Source organism: Microcoleus sp. B3-D2, assembly GCF_036705345.1.
Lineage (GTDB): Bacteria > Cyanobacteriota > Cyanobacteriia > Cyanobacteriales > Microcoleaceae > Microcoleus.
The window spans coordinates 91,831-109,734 of the sequence record NZ_JAUBUG010000002.1 but is presented as its reverse complement, the minus strand read 5'-3'; the positions used below and the strand labels follow the sequence as shown (position 1 = coordinate 109,734).

Sequence of the window (17,904 nt, the reverse complement as noted above, 5' to 3'; positions counted from 1 at the left end):
AACCAACAGTTGCACTTTTATTTCAGTGGTATAAATTATGTCGATCGCCCGCGAACAACCCACCAAAAAAACCTTTGACATCCGCCAATTAATCTTGCCAATCTCAGCACTCTTAATCGTCGCATATTTCCTCGCACCTATTATCTGGCAGGTGCTAACTTCTTTCAAAGTAAATGCAGATATTTCAGCGATTCCCAACGTCTACATTCCCAAACGAATTACTTTCGAGCATTACCTGTCCCTATTCCAGCGCCGCCCGTTTGCACTTTACATTTTAAATAGCGCTTTTGTTTCGATTACTTCCACATTGCTGTGTTTGGCTGTAGGAGCTCCCGCAGCTTACGCTTTAGCCCGGTTGCGGTTGTGGGGGGAGAGAATCATCCTGGCAACTGTGACGATAGTTACCCTATTTCCGGCGGTGCTGCTATTTTTAGGACTTCTAGAAATTGTCAAAGCTTTGGGTTTAGGGAATAATTATTTAGCATTAATTATTCCTTACACCGCTATCAATCTACCGCTGACAATTTTGGTGATGCGGAGTTTCTTTCAACAGTTGCCAAAAGATTTGGAAGATGCGGCTAAAGTAGACGGATACAACACTTTTCAAATGCTGTGGCAAATCGTGCTACCGATGACATTTCCAGCTTTAGTCACAACTGGAATTTTGACATTTATTTCAGCTTGGAACGAGTTTATATTTGCACTAACATTTATGACTCGCGAATCTCTAAAAACCATTCCCGTCGCAACGGCTCAACTTAGCGGGGTGTCAGTATTTGAGATTCCTTACGGCCCGATCGCCGCAGCCACCGTTTTGGGAACATTACCCTTAGTTTTCCTGGTTTTAGTATTCCAGCGGCGCATCGTTCAAGGTTTAACTGCGGGGGCGGTAAAAGGATAGTTTAGAACTCGTTCCTAGGCTCTGCCTCGGAACCGATATCTAGAGGCTCTGCCTCGCTTTTTAAACAGGAAAATTGGAGGCAGAGCCTCCGGATCTGCGTTACCAGGCAGAGCCTGGTAACGAGTAAACATCAACAGTCAACAGTCAACAGTCAACAGTTTAAAAATCATGGCAAAATTGCAACTCAAAAACCTCAATAAAACCTACAGCCCTAAAGTAGTTCCCGTAAAAGACATTAGTTTGGATGTCAGCGAAGGGGAATTTCTGACTTTGTTGGGGCCGTCGGGGTGCGGCAAATCTACGACGCTCAGGTTAATTGCAGGGTTGGAACAGCCGACTAGAGGCGAGATTAGAATTGGCGATCGCAATGTCACTTATCTCAGACCGGGCGATCGTGATATTGCAATGGTTTTTCAAAGTTACGCGCTTTATCCGCACATGACAGTATACGAGAATATGGCGTCGAGCCTGAAACTTCGCAAAATCCCCTCCAGCGAAATCAACCGATTAGTGACAGAAGTTGCAACATCCCTCGGATTGACGGAATTAATCGATCGCAAACCCGGAAAACTATCAGGCGGACAGCGGCAGCGAGTCGCCCTCGGCCGCGCATTAGTGCGCCAACCGGAAGTATTTTTGCTAGACGAACCTTTGAGCAATCTCGACGCATTATTGCGGGAAAAAGTTAGGGCCGAACTCAAACAATTATTTTCCTCCCAAAAAGCTCCTGTAGTTTACGTAACTCACGACCAAACCGAAGCAATGACGCTTTCTACAAAGGTCGCAGTTCTCAACAGCGGCAACGTGCAGCAACTAGACCCGCCACACTTAATTTATACTCGTCCTGCAAATCGGTTTGTAGCGGGTTTTGTGGGCAGCCCGCAAATGAATTTGCTCGAGCTTAAATGCCAGGGCAATTTTGCTGTGTTGGGGGATTTTCGAGTTCGACTACCATATATGCCGACTGTGCCGCCAGAAATTGTGTTGGGAATTCGCCCTGAACACGTCGGCTTGGCAGATGCTGAGGCCGGCAATATGCCGGGTCCAGACGCCATTAAAGGTGAGGTTTATTTAGTGGAAAACTTGGGAATGCAAAATTTAGTTAGCGTCCGAGTTAAAGGCGTGGACTCAGTAACGGTGCGGGCTTTGCTGCCCAATGACCGCCACTGGAATTCAGAAATTGTAGAGCTGGTTTTCCCGCCTCAGTTGCTGCACTGGTTTGACGTGAAAACGGGCGATCGCTTGCAATAAGAATTTGCCCTGCATAGCATGATTGATTAGAAATGGTCTAACCCTGTGCTGAAAAATATTTTTTTTGCTTATAACTAAGTTATGACTTTAGTTAGAGGTAGAACTCTTTGGCTGCTGTTAAGGTGATATTCATGTGTGAAAAAGCTAATTGGCTGACACATAGGTTGCGTGTTTACCAGATTTTATCGCTAACCTATAACTCTATTATTTAGGTGGTTAATGGCAAGTTGAAGCTAAGTTGGCTTTCCCTCGCGTTAGCTGCTGATTTTGGAGCAAGTCAATTAGTAGATGAAAAAATGTTGAAAATTATCACCAATCAACTTAGGGAGTATGACCGAGATGAATTTGATTTCCACAGCCATTGCTCGCATTAGTTCCCTGCTTAAGGGCTTTCAAATCAAGAGTTTTTTGAGTGTTGTCCTAGTCGGTTTTCTGCTTCTGACAACAAATGTTGATTCGGCGCGCAGTAACCAAGGTATTGGCGGGCAAGCCAGCTCAAAGGCCGATCTAAACAATTCTGAAAGACCCCAAACAACGCGGGAATGGAGGCAAGAAGCTCGCGAAACGTCAGACTCTCCGGGCGAACGAGTTCAGAAGATTGGTCAAGAGGCAGGAGCAGCCGTGAAAGAATTCGGTGAAATGTACCAAGACACTGCTAAGAGAAGTGTCCGCGAATTAAAGGATAAGTAGGTCCAGCTAAAAAAATCTAACACAGAGAAACCTGATTGCTGTAGGGGCAGCCTAAAGAGTGTTCGCCCTTGCGGGTTTCTCAACACCTGAACAGTTTGACGTTTAAATAGGTTGAGCTACTTAATACGGCAGAGAAAATCAAGTAGGCTAGCATAAATAAACTAAGACTGACGCTCATAAACCCGGTTTCTCTTATGAAACTGGGTTTTTGGCTTGGAAGCGCTTTATGTTAAATCAAATCTATTGTGACTTAGCTAGCCTCTGGAATACGAGTTCGAGGTCAAACTACGCAAACTTCGTCTCTTTCGCTTTAGACTAATAAATAAGCGGTAAGGCGCTTAGGTTGCACCTCACATCTTGCACCATTCTCAGGAACAGGCAAGATGCCTGTTCCACAAAGAGTGAATTTTCTTGTGGAACAGGCATCTTGCCTGTTCATACAAAGCTTATTGAGAATGGTGCAACATCTCAGTTGCACCCTACATATAGAAGTTCCAGGTAATTCCTGATGAATAAACATTTTAACAGTCTTTGCTTGACCGGCCTGCTGTTCATCCTGCCCGTTTGTCCGGCAACAATTGCCCGCGCTCAACTTCCCGAAACTTCGGATACTAACGCCAAGCAAACAAATCTCCTCAAAGATGAACTGTATTTTGGGTTAACTAAACCGGGAGGCGAGCCAGTTTCTGAAGCAGAATGGCAGGAGTTTGTCAGCGCAGTTATTACCCCTCGCTTTCGGGAAGGGCTAACGGTATTAGACGGATCGGGGCAATTTCTCAACAGTTCGGGAATTCTGATTCGAGAAAAATCTAAAATAGTTATTTTGATTTATGAAAGTAGCCAGGAAAAAAATCAAGCTATTAATGAAATTATCGAAACTTACAAGCGCACTTTCCAGCAAGAATCTGTGTTGCGGGCTACCAGCGAAGTTAAGGTTTCTTTCTGATGCGGTTATCCAATCAGTGTATTTATGATATTATTTGTGCTGAGCAAGGTCATACCCTCAAAGATGAGTAGGGTGCTGGTGCAAGAAAAATCATAATTTTTGGGTATCGATCGCACACTGCAACAAGTCGTTAGAAAAACCTGCCCGGGAGAAAACAAAAACATGACGAACGACGGCAACCCAAAAGCTGAACCGCCGGAAAGCGATGATTCAAAAGATTTGGACGGTATGGCGAAAGCTTTTCTTGTGAGCGTGGCTTGGTCTTACGCAGAGGCATTGGAGCGAACGAAACGATCGCAAAATCCACAGGAACCAGCGCCGGAATCTTCGACAGAACAAGTCGAACGCGATCCTGAAAAAAATTAATGAAAGACTATTAATGCGATCGATTGGCCCAACTATCTGTGCGATCGAATGCAATAGTCAGTTCGCTGTTTTGAGTTAAGAACAATCAACTCAGAACAGCGAACTGTGCAGCTAAAAGCTGATTTGTATTGGATTTTACAAGAAAAAACTGAAAGCTCCGTGACCCTTCAACAAGCTCAGGAAAAGCTTTAGTTCGGTGATGACAACTGCGTTGCAGGTGTGAACCTCAAGCTATATCTATTCTTAAAAGAGATTTAAACTAAACAAAGTACGGTTTTACCGCTACAGTGTACAAAACAAATAACTAATTTTTAGATCGGTCTCATGTCTAATTCAAAAATGATTGGCAAAGCGATCGCAGGTGGCCTTTGCTTCGGCATCCTCGCCAGCTTCAACGCTTCACACGGCCCCGCATCCGCAGCAGCACCAATAATTGCCCAAGAAACAGCAGCCCCGGCCGCTAGCAGCATCGACAAGCAACTCCTAGGCCAATGGCAAGGCACAGTCCCCTCCGGTCAGTCTTTCACCTTCGTCTTTGCCCCAGAAGGCAAATTGTTTCTCATGGCTAAAGGCCCGGACGGAGCAGCCCGGGCCAAAGAAATGAGGTACAAAGTTAATCTCGGTGAAAAACCGATGCACATTGATGTCGGTCTCAGCAGCACAGAAACCGTTCAGACTGTTTTTGAGTTGACTCCCGAAGGTCAAATGCGCCTTCAGTTGCAAGGCACCAATCCCGGAGAGGCGAGACCTAATTCCTTAAACGAACAGGCAACCGTGTTTAAAAAGGTCTCCGAGGCCACTGCACTGCCTGCTGACACTCAAGTCATCGGTTTTTGAGGAAAATTATTGGCAGCCAGAAGGCACTCCAGTAGTTCTGAGTTTTGAGTTTTAAGTTATAAACCATTTAAAATTCAAAACTCATCCACGGCGAAGCGTTGCGAAGAATGTTAGCTTTCGCCGTCGGTTATCCAAAGCAATCTTAAAATCTTCCTACTGCCTTCTGCCTTGAACAGGCCCTGCTACAATCCACTTAATCTCCATTTAACTGCCATAGACCTCCATGAGTGAAACCGTCCTAGAAGTTCGCAACCTGCGGGTTCAATTTCAATCTGCGGACGCAGGCGATGCGTCTGCAACTGTCAAAGCGGTTGACGGCATTTCGTTTGAGGTCAAGCGAGGGCAAACTCTGGGCATCGTGGGAGAGTCGGGGTCGGGAAAATCGGTAACATCCCTGGCTGTTATGGGTTTGCTTTCGAGTTCGTCAACGAAAATTGACGGCGAAATTTGGTTTTATTCGACAAAAGACGGTGCTAGCAAGGGGCCTGTGAATCTGCTGGAAATGCCGGACAGGGAAAAACAAACATACCGGGGCAGCCAGATTGCGACGATTTTTCAAGAGCCGATGAGTTCGCTAAATCCAGTTTATACGATCGGATTTCAACTCACAGAAGCCATTTGTTTGCACCAACAGGTGTCGCAGACAGAAGCGCGGCGCCAAGCTGCTTCTCTGCTGCAAGAAGTGAAGCTGCTACCGGGCGACGATGAGATCAGGCAGCGGTGTTTGGCTTTGCGGCAAGAGCATTCCCGGGCTGCTGGGGGGAATCAAGCAGTTATAGAGGACGATCGCGATTTGATGCAGCTCGTCAACGGCCAAAAACAAGCTATGCTCGATCGCTACCCCCACGAACTCTCAGGCGGTCAAATCCAGCGCGTGATGATTGCAATGGCCATTTCTTGCAATCCAACTTTATTAATTGCTGATGAACCTACCACGGCTTTGGACGTAACCGTGCAGGCAACAATCTTAGCTTTGCTGCGGGAGTTGCGGGACTCTAGAGGCATGGCAATGATTTTTATTACCCACGATTTGGGCGTCATTGCTGAAATTGGCGATAGGGTGGCGGTGATGTACCGAGGCAAGATTGTTGAGTGCGGTGCGATCGAACAAATTTTCAGCAATCCCCAACATCCTTACACAAAAGGTTTATTAGCTTGCCGCCCCACTCTCGATCGGCAACTGCGCCGCTTGCCGACAGTTTCCGATTTTATGGATGTCACCACAAATGCTAGCGGCGAATTAGTAATTGTCGAGAAAAATGCTGATTTAGACGGCGACAGCAGCGGGGGAAATCCTGCTTTTGCAACAGGAAAACCGCCTCGGCTGCCGCATATTTCCGGCCCTTTGCTAGCTGTTAATAACTTGCGAGTCGGTTTTCCGGTGCAGGGAATGTTTGGCGAAACTAAACGCTTGTTTATGGCGGTAAACGATATTTCTTTTGAGGTTTACCCGGGCGAGACTTTGGGTTTGGTGGGCGAGTCTGGCTGCGGCAAATCAACTTTGGCGAGAGCTTTGCTGCAATTAATTCCGGCGGCCAGCGGTAAAGTGTTTTTTGAAGGTCAAGAAATTACGCCTCCTGCGAAAGGTAGTTCGGCAGCGCAGTGGATGGCTAATTATCGGATGCAAAAAGAGTACGATCGCAAATTGCGGTGGCTGCGGCGCGATATGCAAATTATTTTTCAAGACCCTTTTAGTTCTCTCGATCCGCGCCTAAATGTTGGGGATGCGGTGATGGAACCGATGGTGATTCACCGCTTTGGTAAGAACCAGAAAGAACAGCGCGATCGCGCTGCTTATTTGTTGGATAGAGTGGGTTTAAACCCCGATTTTATGCGGCGCTACCCTCACGAGTTTTCAGGCGGACAGCGGCAGAGAATTTGTATTGCTAGAGCTTTGGCTTTGAATCCTAAGTTTATTATTTGCGATGAGTCCGTTTCCGCATTAGATGTGTCGGTGCAGGCGCAAGTTTTAAATTTGCTGAAGGAGTTGCAAACAGAGTTTGGACTAACTTATATTTTTATTTCTCACGATTTAAGCGTGGTCAAGTTTATGAGCGATCGCGCGATCGTCATGAACAAAGGTAAAATCGAGGAAATTGGCACTGCCGAGCGCATTTACCGCCAACCGCAGCAAGCTTACACGCGACAACTTATAGCTTCTATTCCAGCAGGGAATTTGGAGCGAATTCGGCAACAGCAACTAGGTCGCCAAGCTGCTTGGCCCCCATCGCCTGCAGATGAATCGAAACACGTTTGATCTCTAGTGTTTGATTTAAACTGGTATCAATTACCCATTGCCCGTTACCAATTACCCATTAGTAATTAGCCTTTACGCGCGAACCTCTCGGTCAACGAAAAACTGCTACGAAGATTTTTTTAATTTTATCTTCACAAATTAGCAGTTTATTTTTATTTTAAATTCATAATTTATGGTCAAATTCAACCTGCTTGAACTTGATTCATATTCCGGGTTTTTCAACCCACAGCCAGGGCGATCCGCGCAGTCTTTTCCTAAATCAAACCCAGTTATTTCTACACGAAAAAAGTGGGGTATAACACGCTAGTATAACGCGGTAAGCAGCTTCAGGGGCAGCCTACATAATTAGGTTGTGCACCTAGGAGTGCGAGTTTCTGCGCTCAGGACTAGCTAAATTAGGCCAAATGTCCAATGCCTAACAGCAATATCTAAGGCAGTATTATAGATAAACTCTCTCTCTGAGTCGGAAAAATTATAAAATGTGCACCCCAGCTAAAAAGAGATTGCTCGCTACTGCCGTAAATACACTTAGTTCTCGGGTGGTTTTGCGTAAATTTACGTATATTATTAAATGCTAGAGCTTGCCAAGAAGGAAATTTTTACAATATTTCAACCTGTTTATTGTAATTTTTAAATCAGGAAAAGTCAAAGTTAATATCGAGTCAAAAAATGAAACACTCACTTCAACTCGAAGCCTCAAAAAACGCTAAAGTGTTTAACTTACTGCCAGGGTTTTTAATAAAAATCCGAGAAGCCTTCACTAGAATACAAAAGGTAGAAAGCAGAAAGCAGGATGAAAAAACCAGATTAGCGACGATCGCCCCTGGCAGTGTCTTCTCAATTTTGATAATTGTACTGCTTGTCTTAAACGGGTTGCTCGTAGCTGGCAGCGCTGATAATTTCTACGATAGCCAACTCGCCCTGGGATTTTTGGGAGTAGCAAATATTGTCTTTTTGGGGGTATCGGCGCGCTCAAACGCCTCTTGGGTCCTAGCGCGCAACGATCGCCCTTCCAGCGAACCCAACGTAAGCGATAGCTTTTTTAGCCTCTCGCTAGATATGCTGTGCGTCCTTAGTTTTGACGGTTATGTAACACTCATCAACCCAGCAGCAGAAAAAATGCTCGGCTATGCACCAAGAGAAATGGTTGGCCAACTCTTCATTGAATTCGTGCATCCAGACGATCGCGAAGCTACTTTAAAAGAAGCTGAAAGTATTGCTGCGGGGAATAATACCGTTGGGTTTGAAAACCGCTGGCGCTGTCGAAACGGGTCTTACAGGTGGATAGCCTGGACTGCTACCCGTTTCTGCGAGGAAGAATTGATCTATGGTGTCGGCCGCGACATTACCGCTCAAAAACAAGCAGAAGCAGCGCTGCAAGAGAGCCAGCGTTTTGTTGAGCGAATTGCCAATACCAGTCCGAATCTTCTCTTTGTTTACGACGAAAGCGAGCAGCGAAATGTCTACAGCAACCGCGAAATCACTGACATCCTCGGCTATACCAGCGCAGAAGTTGAAAACATGGGCAGCAATCTGCTGCCCACCATCATCCACCCTGAGGACTTAGCTAAATTTCCCGAATATTTTCAGCAATTAGAAAATGCTCCCGACGGCGAGGTTGTTGAGTACGAATTTCGGGTACGCGATCGACAGAATTGTTGGCACTGGTTAGTCAGCCGGAATATTGTATTTAGCAGAACAGAGGAGGGAAAAATTCAGCAGCGTCTCGGTGCTGCTACGGACATTACAGAGCGCAAAAGAGCAGAACAAGCTTTAGCAGAACAATTGAAACTTTCTCTATTCACAGCAGATGTGGGAATTGCTCTAACTCAAAACCAGACTTTGCTTGCAACTTTGCAATATTGCACCGATGCAGTTGTGCGCCATTTGGATGCTGCCTTTGCTCGGATTTGGACGCTGAATGAAGAGGAGAATGTATTGGAACTGGAAGCAAGCGCGGGGATATATACTGGCATTGACGGCGCTCACACCCGCATTCCTGTCGGCGAGTTCAAGATTGGTTTAATCGCCCTGGAGCGAAAACCTTACATCACTAATTCTGTGCAAGAAGATCCCCGACTCCACGACAAAGAATGGGCCTCACGAGAAGGAATGGTGGCTTTTGCTGGATACCCGCTAATTGTTGACAATCAGTTGCTGGGAGTAATAGCGATGTTTGCTCGCCAGGAGTTGAATGAATCAACGCTGGTTGCTTTAGCCTCTGTAGCAGATGCGATCGCCCTGGGAATTAAGCGCAAACAAACAGAAGAAGCTCTCGCCAGACAAAAGCAAACTTTGAGGGCAATTATTGACAACGCTCCGATCTGGGTATGGATGGTAAATGCTAGCGGGCGGATGTTATTAGTTAACAAAACTTTCTGCGAAGATGTGGCTATTCCAGAGTCAAGATTTTTAGCAGCGTCTCACTATTCCGAAGTTTTGGGATTAGAACAATCTGCTAACTGCATGGCATCTGACGCGCAAGCGTGGAGCCAAGATATTCCATATTATTCTGAAGAAATTCTTCAGCTTACTGATGGTGAATATCACCAGTTGGACACAATTAAAACTCAGGTCAAAGATGATTGCGGTAACGCGATCGGCTTAATTGGCTTGGGTTTGGACGTTACACAACAAAAAGAAGCTCAACGAAAATTGCAAGCTTCGGAAGCGCGGTTCCGCAAGTTAGCGGAGCAGGAAGCGCTGCTGAACCAGCTAGCTAGCAATATCCGGGAATCTCTGGACTTAGATACTATTTTAGCCACAACCGTGCAGCAAATTCGCGAGTTGCTGCAACTCGATAGGTGTCTGTTTTTTTGGTATTTGCCCCACGAGTCATCACCAGTTTGGGATGTGATATCCGAGGCAAAAAATACCGATTTACACTCGCTCTTGGGTTTATATTCTGTCAATCCAACTGCTTCTCTCGCTCAGCAGATTTGGAATTTAGAAATAATTCGTATCGACGATGTTGAGGCATTAACCGATGCAGCAGAACGGGAATTTTTAAGGTATGTAGGCCTCAATTCTCTGCTGGACATTCCCGTTCAAACACAGTCGGGTAAAATTGGCGCAATCCTCTGCGGTGCTTGCAGCGGGGTGCGGCTGTGGAGAGACGAAGAAGTGGAATTATTAATGGCAGTAGGAACTCAATTGGCGATCGCAATTAATCAAGCCGAACTTTACGAAAAATCTCGCCTCGCCGCCGCCGAATCAAAAGCAGCAGCACTGCAGCAAAAATTGCTCAACCAGCTAGGCAGTCAAATCCGCGCTTCTCTCGATTTAGATACTATCTTGGCGACAACTGTGCAGCAGATTCGCCACTTGCTGCAACTCGATCGCTGTCTGTTTATGTGGTATACGTCCGATGCCGAGACGGCTGCTTGGGATGTCGTCCACGAAGCTAAAAATGATGACTTGCTCCCGCTTTTGGGTTATTACCCTGCTGAGGTAACGGGGACGCTGGCGCAAAAAATCGCTAATTTGGAAATCTATCAAATAGATGATGTTGCAGCTTTCAGCGATCCAGTAGAAAGGGAATTCTTTTTGCAGGTGGGTTACAAATCTGTCTTGAATTTGCCGGTTAAGAGTGCAGGGGGTTTAACTGGAGTTGTTGGCTGCACTTCTTGTCGCGAGGTGCACAGGTGGACAACAGACGAAGTGGATTTGCTATCGGCAATTTGCGATCAATTGTCGATCGCCATCAGTCAATCTGAACTTTACACTAAAAGCGTCGATTCAGCTCGGATAGCGCAAGAACAAGCTGCAAAACTCGAAGTAACTCTGTGCGAACTCCAGCAAGCTCAAACTCAGCTCGTGCAGGCAGAAAAAATGTCGAGTCTCGGTCAGATGGTAGCAGGAATTGCCCACGAAATCAATAACCCGGTCAGCTTTATTTTCGGCAATCTTACCTACACAGAAGAATACGCCAGAAACCTGATGAAACTGGTGAAAATGTATCGAGATGAATACCCGGAACCTTCTCCAGCGATTCAGGAGGAAATAGAAGTTTTAGAGCTGGATTTTGTGCTAGACGACTTGCCGAAAATGCTGTCTTCTATGCAGATGGGAGCTACTCGCATCCGGGATATCGTGCGGAGTTTGCGGAATTTCTCTCGCCTCGATGAATCTGACATGAAAAAGGTTGACATTCACGAAGGCATCGACAGCACATTGATGATTTTAGAACACCGCCTGAAAGTTCAGCCGGATCGCTCAGCAATTCAACTCGTTAAAGAATACGGAAAATTGCCACTGGTGGAGTGCTACGCTGGACTGTTGAATCAGGTGTTTATGAATATTATTGCTAACGCTATTGACGTTTTACAAGAATCGCTCGAAAATCCGGGAATTATCCGCATTCGTACAGAGGTAGAAGGTACTCTCGCTGTGATTAGAATTTCTGATAACGGTGCAGGTATGACCGATCAAGTCAAGCAGCGGATATTTGACCCGTTCTATACTACAAAACGGGTCGGTTCGGGAACGGGGATGGGTTTAGCGATTTCCCATTCAATTATTGTCGAAAAACATAAAGGTGAAATCAAGTGTTTCTCGGTGGTGGGGAAAGGCACTGAATTTATAATCGAGATTCCGATTAAAAGGAGAGAAAATTAAATTGGTTTGTTGGTCAAAATACTAAGGTGCGTCAGTTGGAAAAACCAGATTTTTTTGTACTAACCTTAAAACTGACGCACCCTACAGGGTACAAACAGAGAAAAGTTATTTTACCAGAAATTTGTCTGGTGCGTATTGCCTACCCTCCAACTAAAATTGATATGATATTAAAAATCTAAAATCTAAAATCTAAAATCTAAAATGGCATTACCTCCCGGCAGTTTCGGTTTACCCCTAATTGGCGATACCATCAACTTTTTGCAAGATGCCCAATTCGCCAAAAAACGCCACCAGCAATACGGGCCCATTTTCAAAAGCAGCATTTTCGGACAGCCTACCGTGTTTATGTCTGGCCAAGAGGCTAATTTGTTTGTTTTAAGCAATGACAACCAATATTTTGTTGCGACTTGGCCTGCCAGTACGAGAGCGCTTTTAGGGCCGCTTTCCTTGTCGCTGCAAACGGGTGCTAACCACCAAAATCGGCGCAAGTTGCTGTACCAAGCGTTTCAGCCGCGAGCTCTGGTCGGCTACGTCGGCGCGATGGAAAATATCACTCAGCGCTATTTGGATAAATGGGCAAAAATGGAAACCATGACTTGGTATCCTGAACTGAGAAATTATACTTTTGATGTGGCGGCTAAGTTGTTAGTTGGGATTGATAATGGTTCGGAAACGGCCCTAGGACATAATTTTGAAACTTGGTGCTATGGTTTATTTTCGATTGCTTTAGATCTGCCTTGGACAAGGTTTGGCAAAGCTAAAAAGGGCAGGAAATTACTGTTAGCAGAACTGGAAAATATTATTCGCGATCGCCAACAAGGAACCCCTAGTGGCAATGATGCTTTGAGTTTGCTGATTTCGGCTCGCGATGACGAGGGAAATAGTTTGAGTTTGGATGAGTTAAAAGATCAAGTGCTGTTGCTGCTGTTTGCGGGACACGACACTTTAACTTCGGCGATCGCCACTTTTTGCCTTCTCCTAGCTCAAAATCCCGATGTGATGGCAAAAGTGCGGGCAGAACAGCAGCAGTTCCCCGCAACTGAACCCCTAACATTGGAACAGCTCAAACAAATGACTTATTTAGAACAGGTTATGCGAGAAGTGCTGCGTTTAGTTCCACCGGTGGCAGTTATTTTTCGGACGGCAATTAATGCTTGTGAGTTCGGCGGTTATGAAATTCCCAAGGGTTGGAGCGTGCTTTCTGGGATTACTCAAACCCATCAGGATAGTCAACTTTATCCTGAACCCGATCGATTTGACCCCGAGCGATTTAGCTCCGAGCGATCGGCTAAACCTTTTAGTTACGTGCCCTTTGGCGGCGGTTTGCGAGAATGTTTGGGCAAAGAATTTGCCCGATTAGAGATGAAGTTGTTTGCGGCAAAGATTGTTCGGGAGTTGGAATGGGAGCTTTTACCCGATCAAGATTTGAATTTAATCGCAGTACCGACTCCGCGTCCCCGCGACGGTTTGCGAGTAAAATTTCGTCGCACAACAATGAAATAAGTAGAAGATTCAGTTCTACATCCTCCTGATTTTCCTCTTCTTCTTGAGAACAGGCAAGATGCCTGTTCCACAATAGGTAAATTTTTTTGTGGGGTGGGCTTCTAGCCCGCCCTGAAAGCTTGATTGATAATGGTGCAAGATCTCAGCCTCAATCAACATCCAATTGCATCGGCCCCAAATACTTAGTTAAATAAGGAGAAAAAACCTCATAAATCAGAGTCAATGGCTTCCCGTGATGCCAAAACAAATAGTGTCGCCCCCAAAAAGGGCCCGACTCTTCAAACGCTGATTCCAAAGCAGCCGAATCACCGCAATAAATGCCCTGCACATCGCGATACAATTCTGTCCGCAGTCTCGCTAAACTGGCCCAAATTGGCAAAGATTTATTTTGTAAATATTCGTCTACGTGGCTCGCTTCCCACCAAGAAGTTGCATAGGCTAAGCGCTGTCCCGAAGCAGTCCGCAGCCACACTTGGCGGCGCAGCCGCGGCCCCGGAACCGCGACAATTTGCTCTGGTGCGCCGTCTGCATCTTCACCGACTAAGGACATATCGATGACATCAACTTCTGTGGGTTCCCCTGTCAGCAGTTGCAGGTGACGGGTGGGGGAACCGTCGCCCAAGAGCAGTATTTGCCACGCCGGTGCGAGCTTGGTGTGGGGCAAACCCTTTTGTACTGCGTCTTCTGCTCCTTCCCACAGGGGGTTGAGAGCGTGCCAGGTTCGGCTGTTTTTAGGTGTGAATGTTGCAGTCAAGGGTCTTTACAAAACTTAATTTTTTGTTTATTATAACGCTTCTTCAATTATCCACTCAAAAATTAAAAATTGATCGACCGAGGACGATCGCCCATAGGATGTCCGGTTAAATAGTTATAATACTTCTGTTCGGGATTTTTATTCTTCCTTCTTCCTTCTTCCTTCTTCCTTCCACTATATGTTACGAATAACCGAAATAAAACTCCCCCTCGATCATCCTGAAGATGCGATCGCCAGTGCGATTCTCAAAAAGCTGCAAATTCCCCCCGAAGAATTGCTCAGCTATTCCATCTTCAAGCGCAGCTACGATGCTCGTAAAAAAGCAGAAATCCTCCTTGTCTATATTGTGGATGTAGAGACGACACAGGAAAAGCAACTTCTCCAACGCTTCAAAAAAGATCCTCATGTAATGGTGACACCAGACACGATTTATCGCTATGTAGCGCAAGCCCCCAACAATTTGACGATTCGCCCCATTGTGATTGGTACAGGGCCGTGCGGTATGTTTGCGGGTCTGATGCTGGCACAAATGGGGTTTCGCCCCATCCTTTTAGAACGCGGAAAAGCAGTGCGCGATCGCACGGTTGATACCTTTGGATTTTGGAAGAAAAAAACAGAATTCAACCCAGAATCTAACGCCCAGTTTGGCGAAGGTGGTGCGGGTACTTTTTCCGATGGCAAGCTCTACAGCCAAGTTAAAGATCCTCAGCATTATGGACGGAAGGTGCTGACGGAACTTGTGAATGCAGGAGCTTCACCGGAAATTTTATATATTAATAAACCGCATATTGGCACGTTCAAACTGGTGGGAATTGTCCAAAGCCTACGCGCCCAAATTGAAGCATTAGGCGGAGAAATTCGGTTTCAAAGTCGTGTGGAAGATATCCACATCGAAAATGGAAAAGTGCAGGGACTTACCCTCGCCAGCGGAGAATATATTGCTAGTAATTATATAGTTCTGGCGGTGGGACACAGCGCCCGCGATACTTTTGAAATGTTGTTTTCGCGCGGGGTTTACATCGAACCTAAACCTTTTTCCATTGGTTTTCGGGTGGAACATCCCCAAACTATTATCGATCGCTGTCGTTTTGGCGATCGGGCGGGCCATAAGCTTTTGGGCGCCGCCGATTACAAACTGGTTCACCATTGCCAAAACAATCGTTCTGTATATAGTTTCTGTATGTGTCCCGGTGGTTTGGTAGTGGCGGCTGCGTCAGAACCGGGGCGACTTGTCACTAATGGGATGAGTCAATATTCTCGCAATGAACGCAATGCTAACAGCGGGATTGTGGTGGGTATCACGCCGGAAGATTATCCGGGTCATCCCTTAGCCGGAATTGAGTTTCAACGTCGCTTAGAAGAACGGGCATTTGAGTTAGGAGGTAGCACTTACAACGCCCCGGGGCAGCTTGTGGGTGATTTTTTGGCGAATCGCCCTTCCAGGGCGCTAGGCAGTGTGCAGCCGTCTTATACGCCGGGAGTTGTGATGACTGATTTGAGCGAAAGTTTGCCAGATTATGCGATCGCAGCTATCCGCGAAGCACTTCCGGCTTTTGACAAGCAGATTAAAGGATTTGCGATGGATGATGCGGTTTTAACTGGGGTGGAAACGCGCACTTCTTCACCGATTCGGATTAAACGCAAGGAAGATTATCAGAGTTTGAATACAGAAGGCCTTTATCCTGCTGGGGAAGGTGCAGGATATGCGGGTGGAATCCTGTCGGCGGGGATTGATGGGATTAAGGTGGCGGAGGCGGTTGCTTTGAGTATATTGCAATCTTCAAACCACAAAATTTGAGGCTGGATTTGAGGATTTTTAGATGGTTTGAAGATTGCCGTCAACTGTCAACTGTCAACAGCCCACTCTGTTCAAACAGCAGCTAAACGCGATCGAATTTCCGTATCGGTATACTCCGGCGTCCAGCCTTCTTTGGTGGTAAAATAGCGCACCGCTTTAACTTTCCGGGCTGCTGTCAAATAAAACCAGTGTTCTGTATTCGCCGGCACGTTGATAAATTCTTCCGGCTGCACTGTGAGTTCGACTTGGCTGCCGTCGGGCCGCACGAAGCCGAAAATGCCCTCACCTGCTACGATATAGCGGACTTCATCATCGGCGTGGATGTGGCACTTGTTGAATTTGGACAGCATGGTGTCCAGGTTGGGAATGTCTGGGTGCAGTACAATTAAGTCGCGATCCTGATAGCCTGCACTTTCCGACAACTGGTGAAAGTAGCCGTCGAGGGCTTGCAGCACTTGCTCTTTTTGATTGTCGTCAAGAGCATCTTTAGCTAACAAATTTTGAATTTCAGCGCTGTCACCCACTGGCCAGCGGTTGAGTTGAATGTTTAAGGAAGCGAGTTCTCGGGTAATGTCGCTTTGTTGAGTGTAGGTTGTACCGTTTTCGAGTCGCAGGATAGCCATTTTTGCACGTTCCAATTTTTGGGTGAGGCGATACACAGGCACTGTGAAAGATGTTTGTCGATCGCGCCTGTACCAGAATCACAATTTTAACGCTAATTTGAACAGGCAAGGTGCCTGTTCCACAACAGTTCAATATTTGTCGCGATAACATTGATAAGTCAGGCGCCAGCTAGCACCAGCAGCGATCTGCAACACTGAAATATTTTAGATGTAATTTTTGCAACAACCATGCCTACTTATACTGGAATTTCTAGCGAAGCTTTTCAACATCCCCTCGATCGCCAAGCCGAGGCAGCATTGCGGAGCGTGCCTGGATTTGACTTAATTGCCAGCAAATTTGTAGAATTTGTCTACGAACGACCGCAATTCGTTTACCTAATGGGAAATAGCATTCAAGTCGGCCCACGCCAATATGCCAGCATTTATCATATATTTCGCGAGTGCGTGCAGGCTTTAGATGTTTTTCCAGAACCAGGTTTGTTTGTTTCTCAGAATCCCTCAGTTAACAGCTATGCCCTGGGAAAAAACCAGCCTTATGTAGTATTAAACACTGGTCTTTTAGACTTGTTGGACGAGGCGGAACTGCGGGTAGTCTTGGCTCACGAGTTGGGACACATTAAATGCGGCCATCCAACTTTAAATCAAATGGCGATGTGGGCGATGAGCGTCGCATCGACAATTGGCGAGATGACTTTCGGTTTAGGAAATATGGTCGGTAGCGGTTTAATTTTCGCTTTTTATGAGTGGCGGCGCAAGGCTGAATTGTCGGCGGATCGGGCGGCTTTGTTGGTGACAGATGACTTAAACAGTGTGATGAAGACGATGATGCAACTGGCGGGAGTTAGCAGTAAATATGCCGATCAATGCAGTTTGCAAGAATTTATCCGCCAGTCTGACAACTATCAAGAGCTCGATCGAGACAATCTCAACCAAGTGTATAAATTTTTACTTTACAACGGCGGCCAAGGCGTGATGCTGAGTCACCCTTTCCCGGTGGAACGCCTGCGGTATTTGCGAGACTGGGCAAGTTCCGAGGAATACCGCCAAATTAAGCTAGGGAACTACAAGCGGGCTGTAGCTGAGGGTGCGGTTGATGTGAAGTCGCAAACGCCTAACAGCGAGACGGAGGCTTTGCGCCGTCAGATTGAAGAGTTGCAGCGGGAGATCGATCGGCAAAAATCAAAGCGAAACTAAGTTTAAATTCCTCGTCCCCAGGCTGTGCCTGGGAACCAGCTAAATGTTTTGTTGAAGATTTACCGGATTTGAGGGAGGGGGAAACGTAAAAGGAAGGTAAACCAGTGAGAGACTTACTCGCAACTGGCCTCCAATCTAAAAACTGTCCCCTCCTTTCGGAAATCTGT

Annotated in this window: 13 protein-coding genes; 11 read left to right on the top strand and 2 right to left on the bottom strand. The window is 46.2% G+C overall.

The window, feature by feature from the left end:
- Window positions 1-37 precede the first annotated feature (37 nt).
- The 9 genes from QUB14_RS01470 to QUB14_RS01430 all read left to right on the top strand — a co-directional run bounded on the left by QUB14_RS01470 (window position 38) and on the right by QUB14_RS01430 (window position 13,368).
- A complete protein-coding gene (locus tag QUB14_RS01470; protein WP_333214384.1) occupies window positions 38-901 on the top strand; it encodes a carbohydrate ABC transporter permease in 864 nt (287 codons plus the stop codon).
- A gap of 168 nt (window positions 902-1,069) precedes the next feature.
- Window positions 1,070-2,152 (top strand): ABC transporter ATP-binding protein, encoded by a 1,083-nt coding sequence (locus QUB14_RS01465; RefSeq protein ID WP_333214382.1) that lies wholly within the window; start codon window positions 1,070-1,072, stop codon window positions 2,150-2,152.
- Window positions 2,153-2,491: 339 nt separating this feature from the next.
- Window positions 2,492-2,842, top strand: a complete 351-nt coding sequence (locus tag QUB14_RS01460) for a hypothetical protein (protein ID WP_190658513.1) — start codon at window positions 2,492-2,494, stop codon at window positions 2,840-2,842.
- A 508-nt stretch (window positions 2,843-3,350) separates the two neighbouring features.
- Complete coding sequence (locus tag QUB14_RS01455) at window positions 3,351-3,788, top strand: DUF3574 domain-containing protein (RefSeq protein ID WP_333214378.1); 438 nt, start codon at window positions 3,351-3,353, stop codon at window positions 3,786-3,788.
- A gap of 162 nt (window positions 3,789-3,950) precedes the next feature.
- Window positions 3,951-4,154: a hypothetical protein gene (locus QUB14_RS01450; protein WP_333214376.1), complete on the top strand. Its 204-nt coding sequence runs from the start codon at window positions 3,951-3,953 to the stop codon at window positions 4,152-4,154.
- Window positions 4,155-4,478: 324 nt separating this feature from the next.
- Window positions 4,479-4,991, top strand: coding sequence for a hypothetical protein (locus tag QUB14_RS01445; protein ID WP_333214374.1), 513 nt, complete (start codon window positions 4,479-4,481; stop codon window positions 4,989-4,991).
- Between the two features lie 223 nt (window positions 4,992-5,214).
- A complete protein-coding gene (locus QUB14_RS01440; RefSeq protein ID WP_333214372.1) occupies window positions 5,215-7,248 on the top strand; it encodes an ABC transporter ATP-binding protein in 2,034 nt (677 codons plus the stop codon).
- A gap of 669 nt (window positions 7,249-7,917) precedes the next feature.
- Entirely contained in the window at window positions 7,918-11,865 is a 3,948-nt protein-coding gene (locus QUB14_RS01435) for a GAF domain-containing protein (RefSeq protein WP_333214370.1), read from the top strand.
- Window positions 11,866-12,066: 201 nt separating this feature from the next.
- Window positions 12,067-13,368: a cytochrome P450 gene (locus QUB14_RS01430; protein ID WP_333214368.1), complete on the top strand. Its 1,302-nt coding sequence runs from the start codon at window positions 12,067-12,069 to the stop codon at window positions 13,366-13,368.
- 148 nt (window positions 13,369-13,516) lie between these two features.
- Here the strand turns inward: QUB14_RS01430 and QUB14_RS01425 are convergent, their stop codons facing one another.
- On the bottom strand, window positions 13,517-14,122 hold the full coding sequence (locus QUB14_RS01425; protein WP_333214366.1) for a chorismate lyase: 606 nt from the start codon (window positions 14,120-14,122) through the stop codon (window positions 13,517-13,519).
- Between the two features lie 178 nt (window positions 14,123-14,300).
- On the opposite strand from QUB14_RS01425, the gene QUB14_RS01420 reads away from it, so the two are divergent.
- On the top strand, window positions 14,301-15,920 hold the full coding sequence (locus tag QUB14_RS01420) for an NAD(P)/FAD-dependent oxidoreductase (RefSeq protein WP_333214364.1): 1,620 nt from the start codon (window positions 14,301-14,303) through the stop codon (window positions 15,918-15,920).
- A 71-nt stretch (window positions 15,921-15,991) separates the two neighbouring features.
- On the opposite strand, the gene QUB14_RS01415 is transcribed toward QUB14_RS01420, so the two are convergent.
- Entirely contained in the window at window positions 15,992-16,543 is a 552-nt protein-coding gene (locus QUB14_RS01415) for an acireductone dioxygenase (RefSeq protein ID WP_333214362.1), read from the bottom strand.
- 228 nt (window positions 16,544-16,771) lie between these two features.
- Between QUB14_RS01415 and QUB14_RS01410 the strand changes: the two genes are divergently transcribed.
- Window positions 16,772-17,737 (top strand): M48 family metallopeptidase, encoded by a 966-nt coding sequence (locus QUB14_RS01410; protein WP_333214360.1) that lies wholly within the window; start codon window positions 16,772-16,774, stop codon window positions 17,735-17,737.
- The last annotated feature ends 167 nt before the right edge of the window (window positions 17,738-17,904 follow it).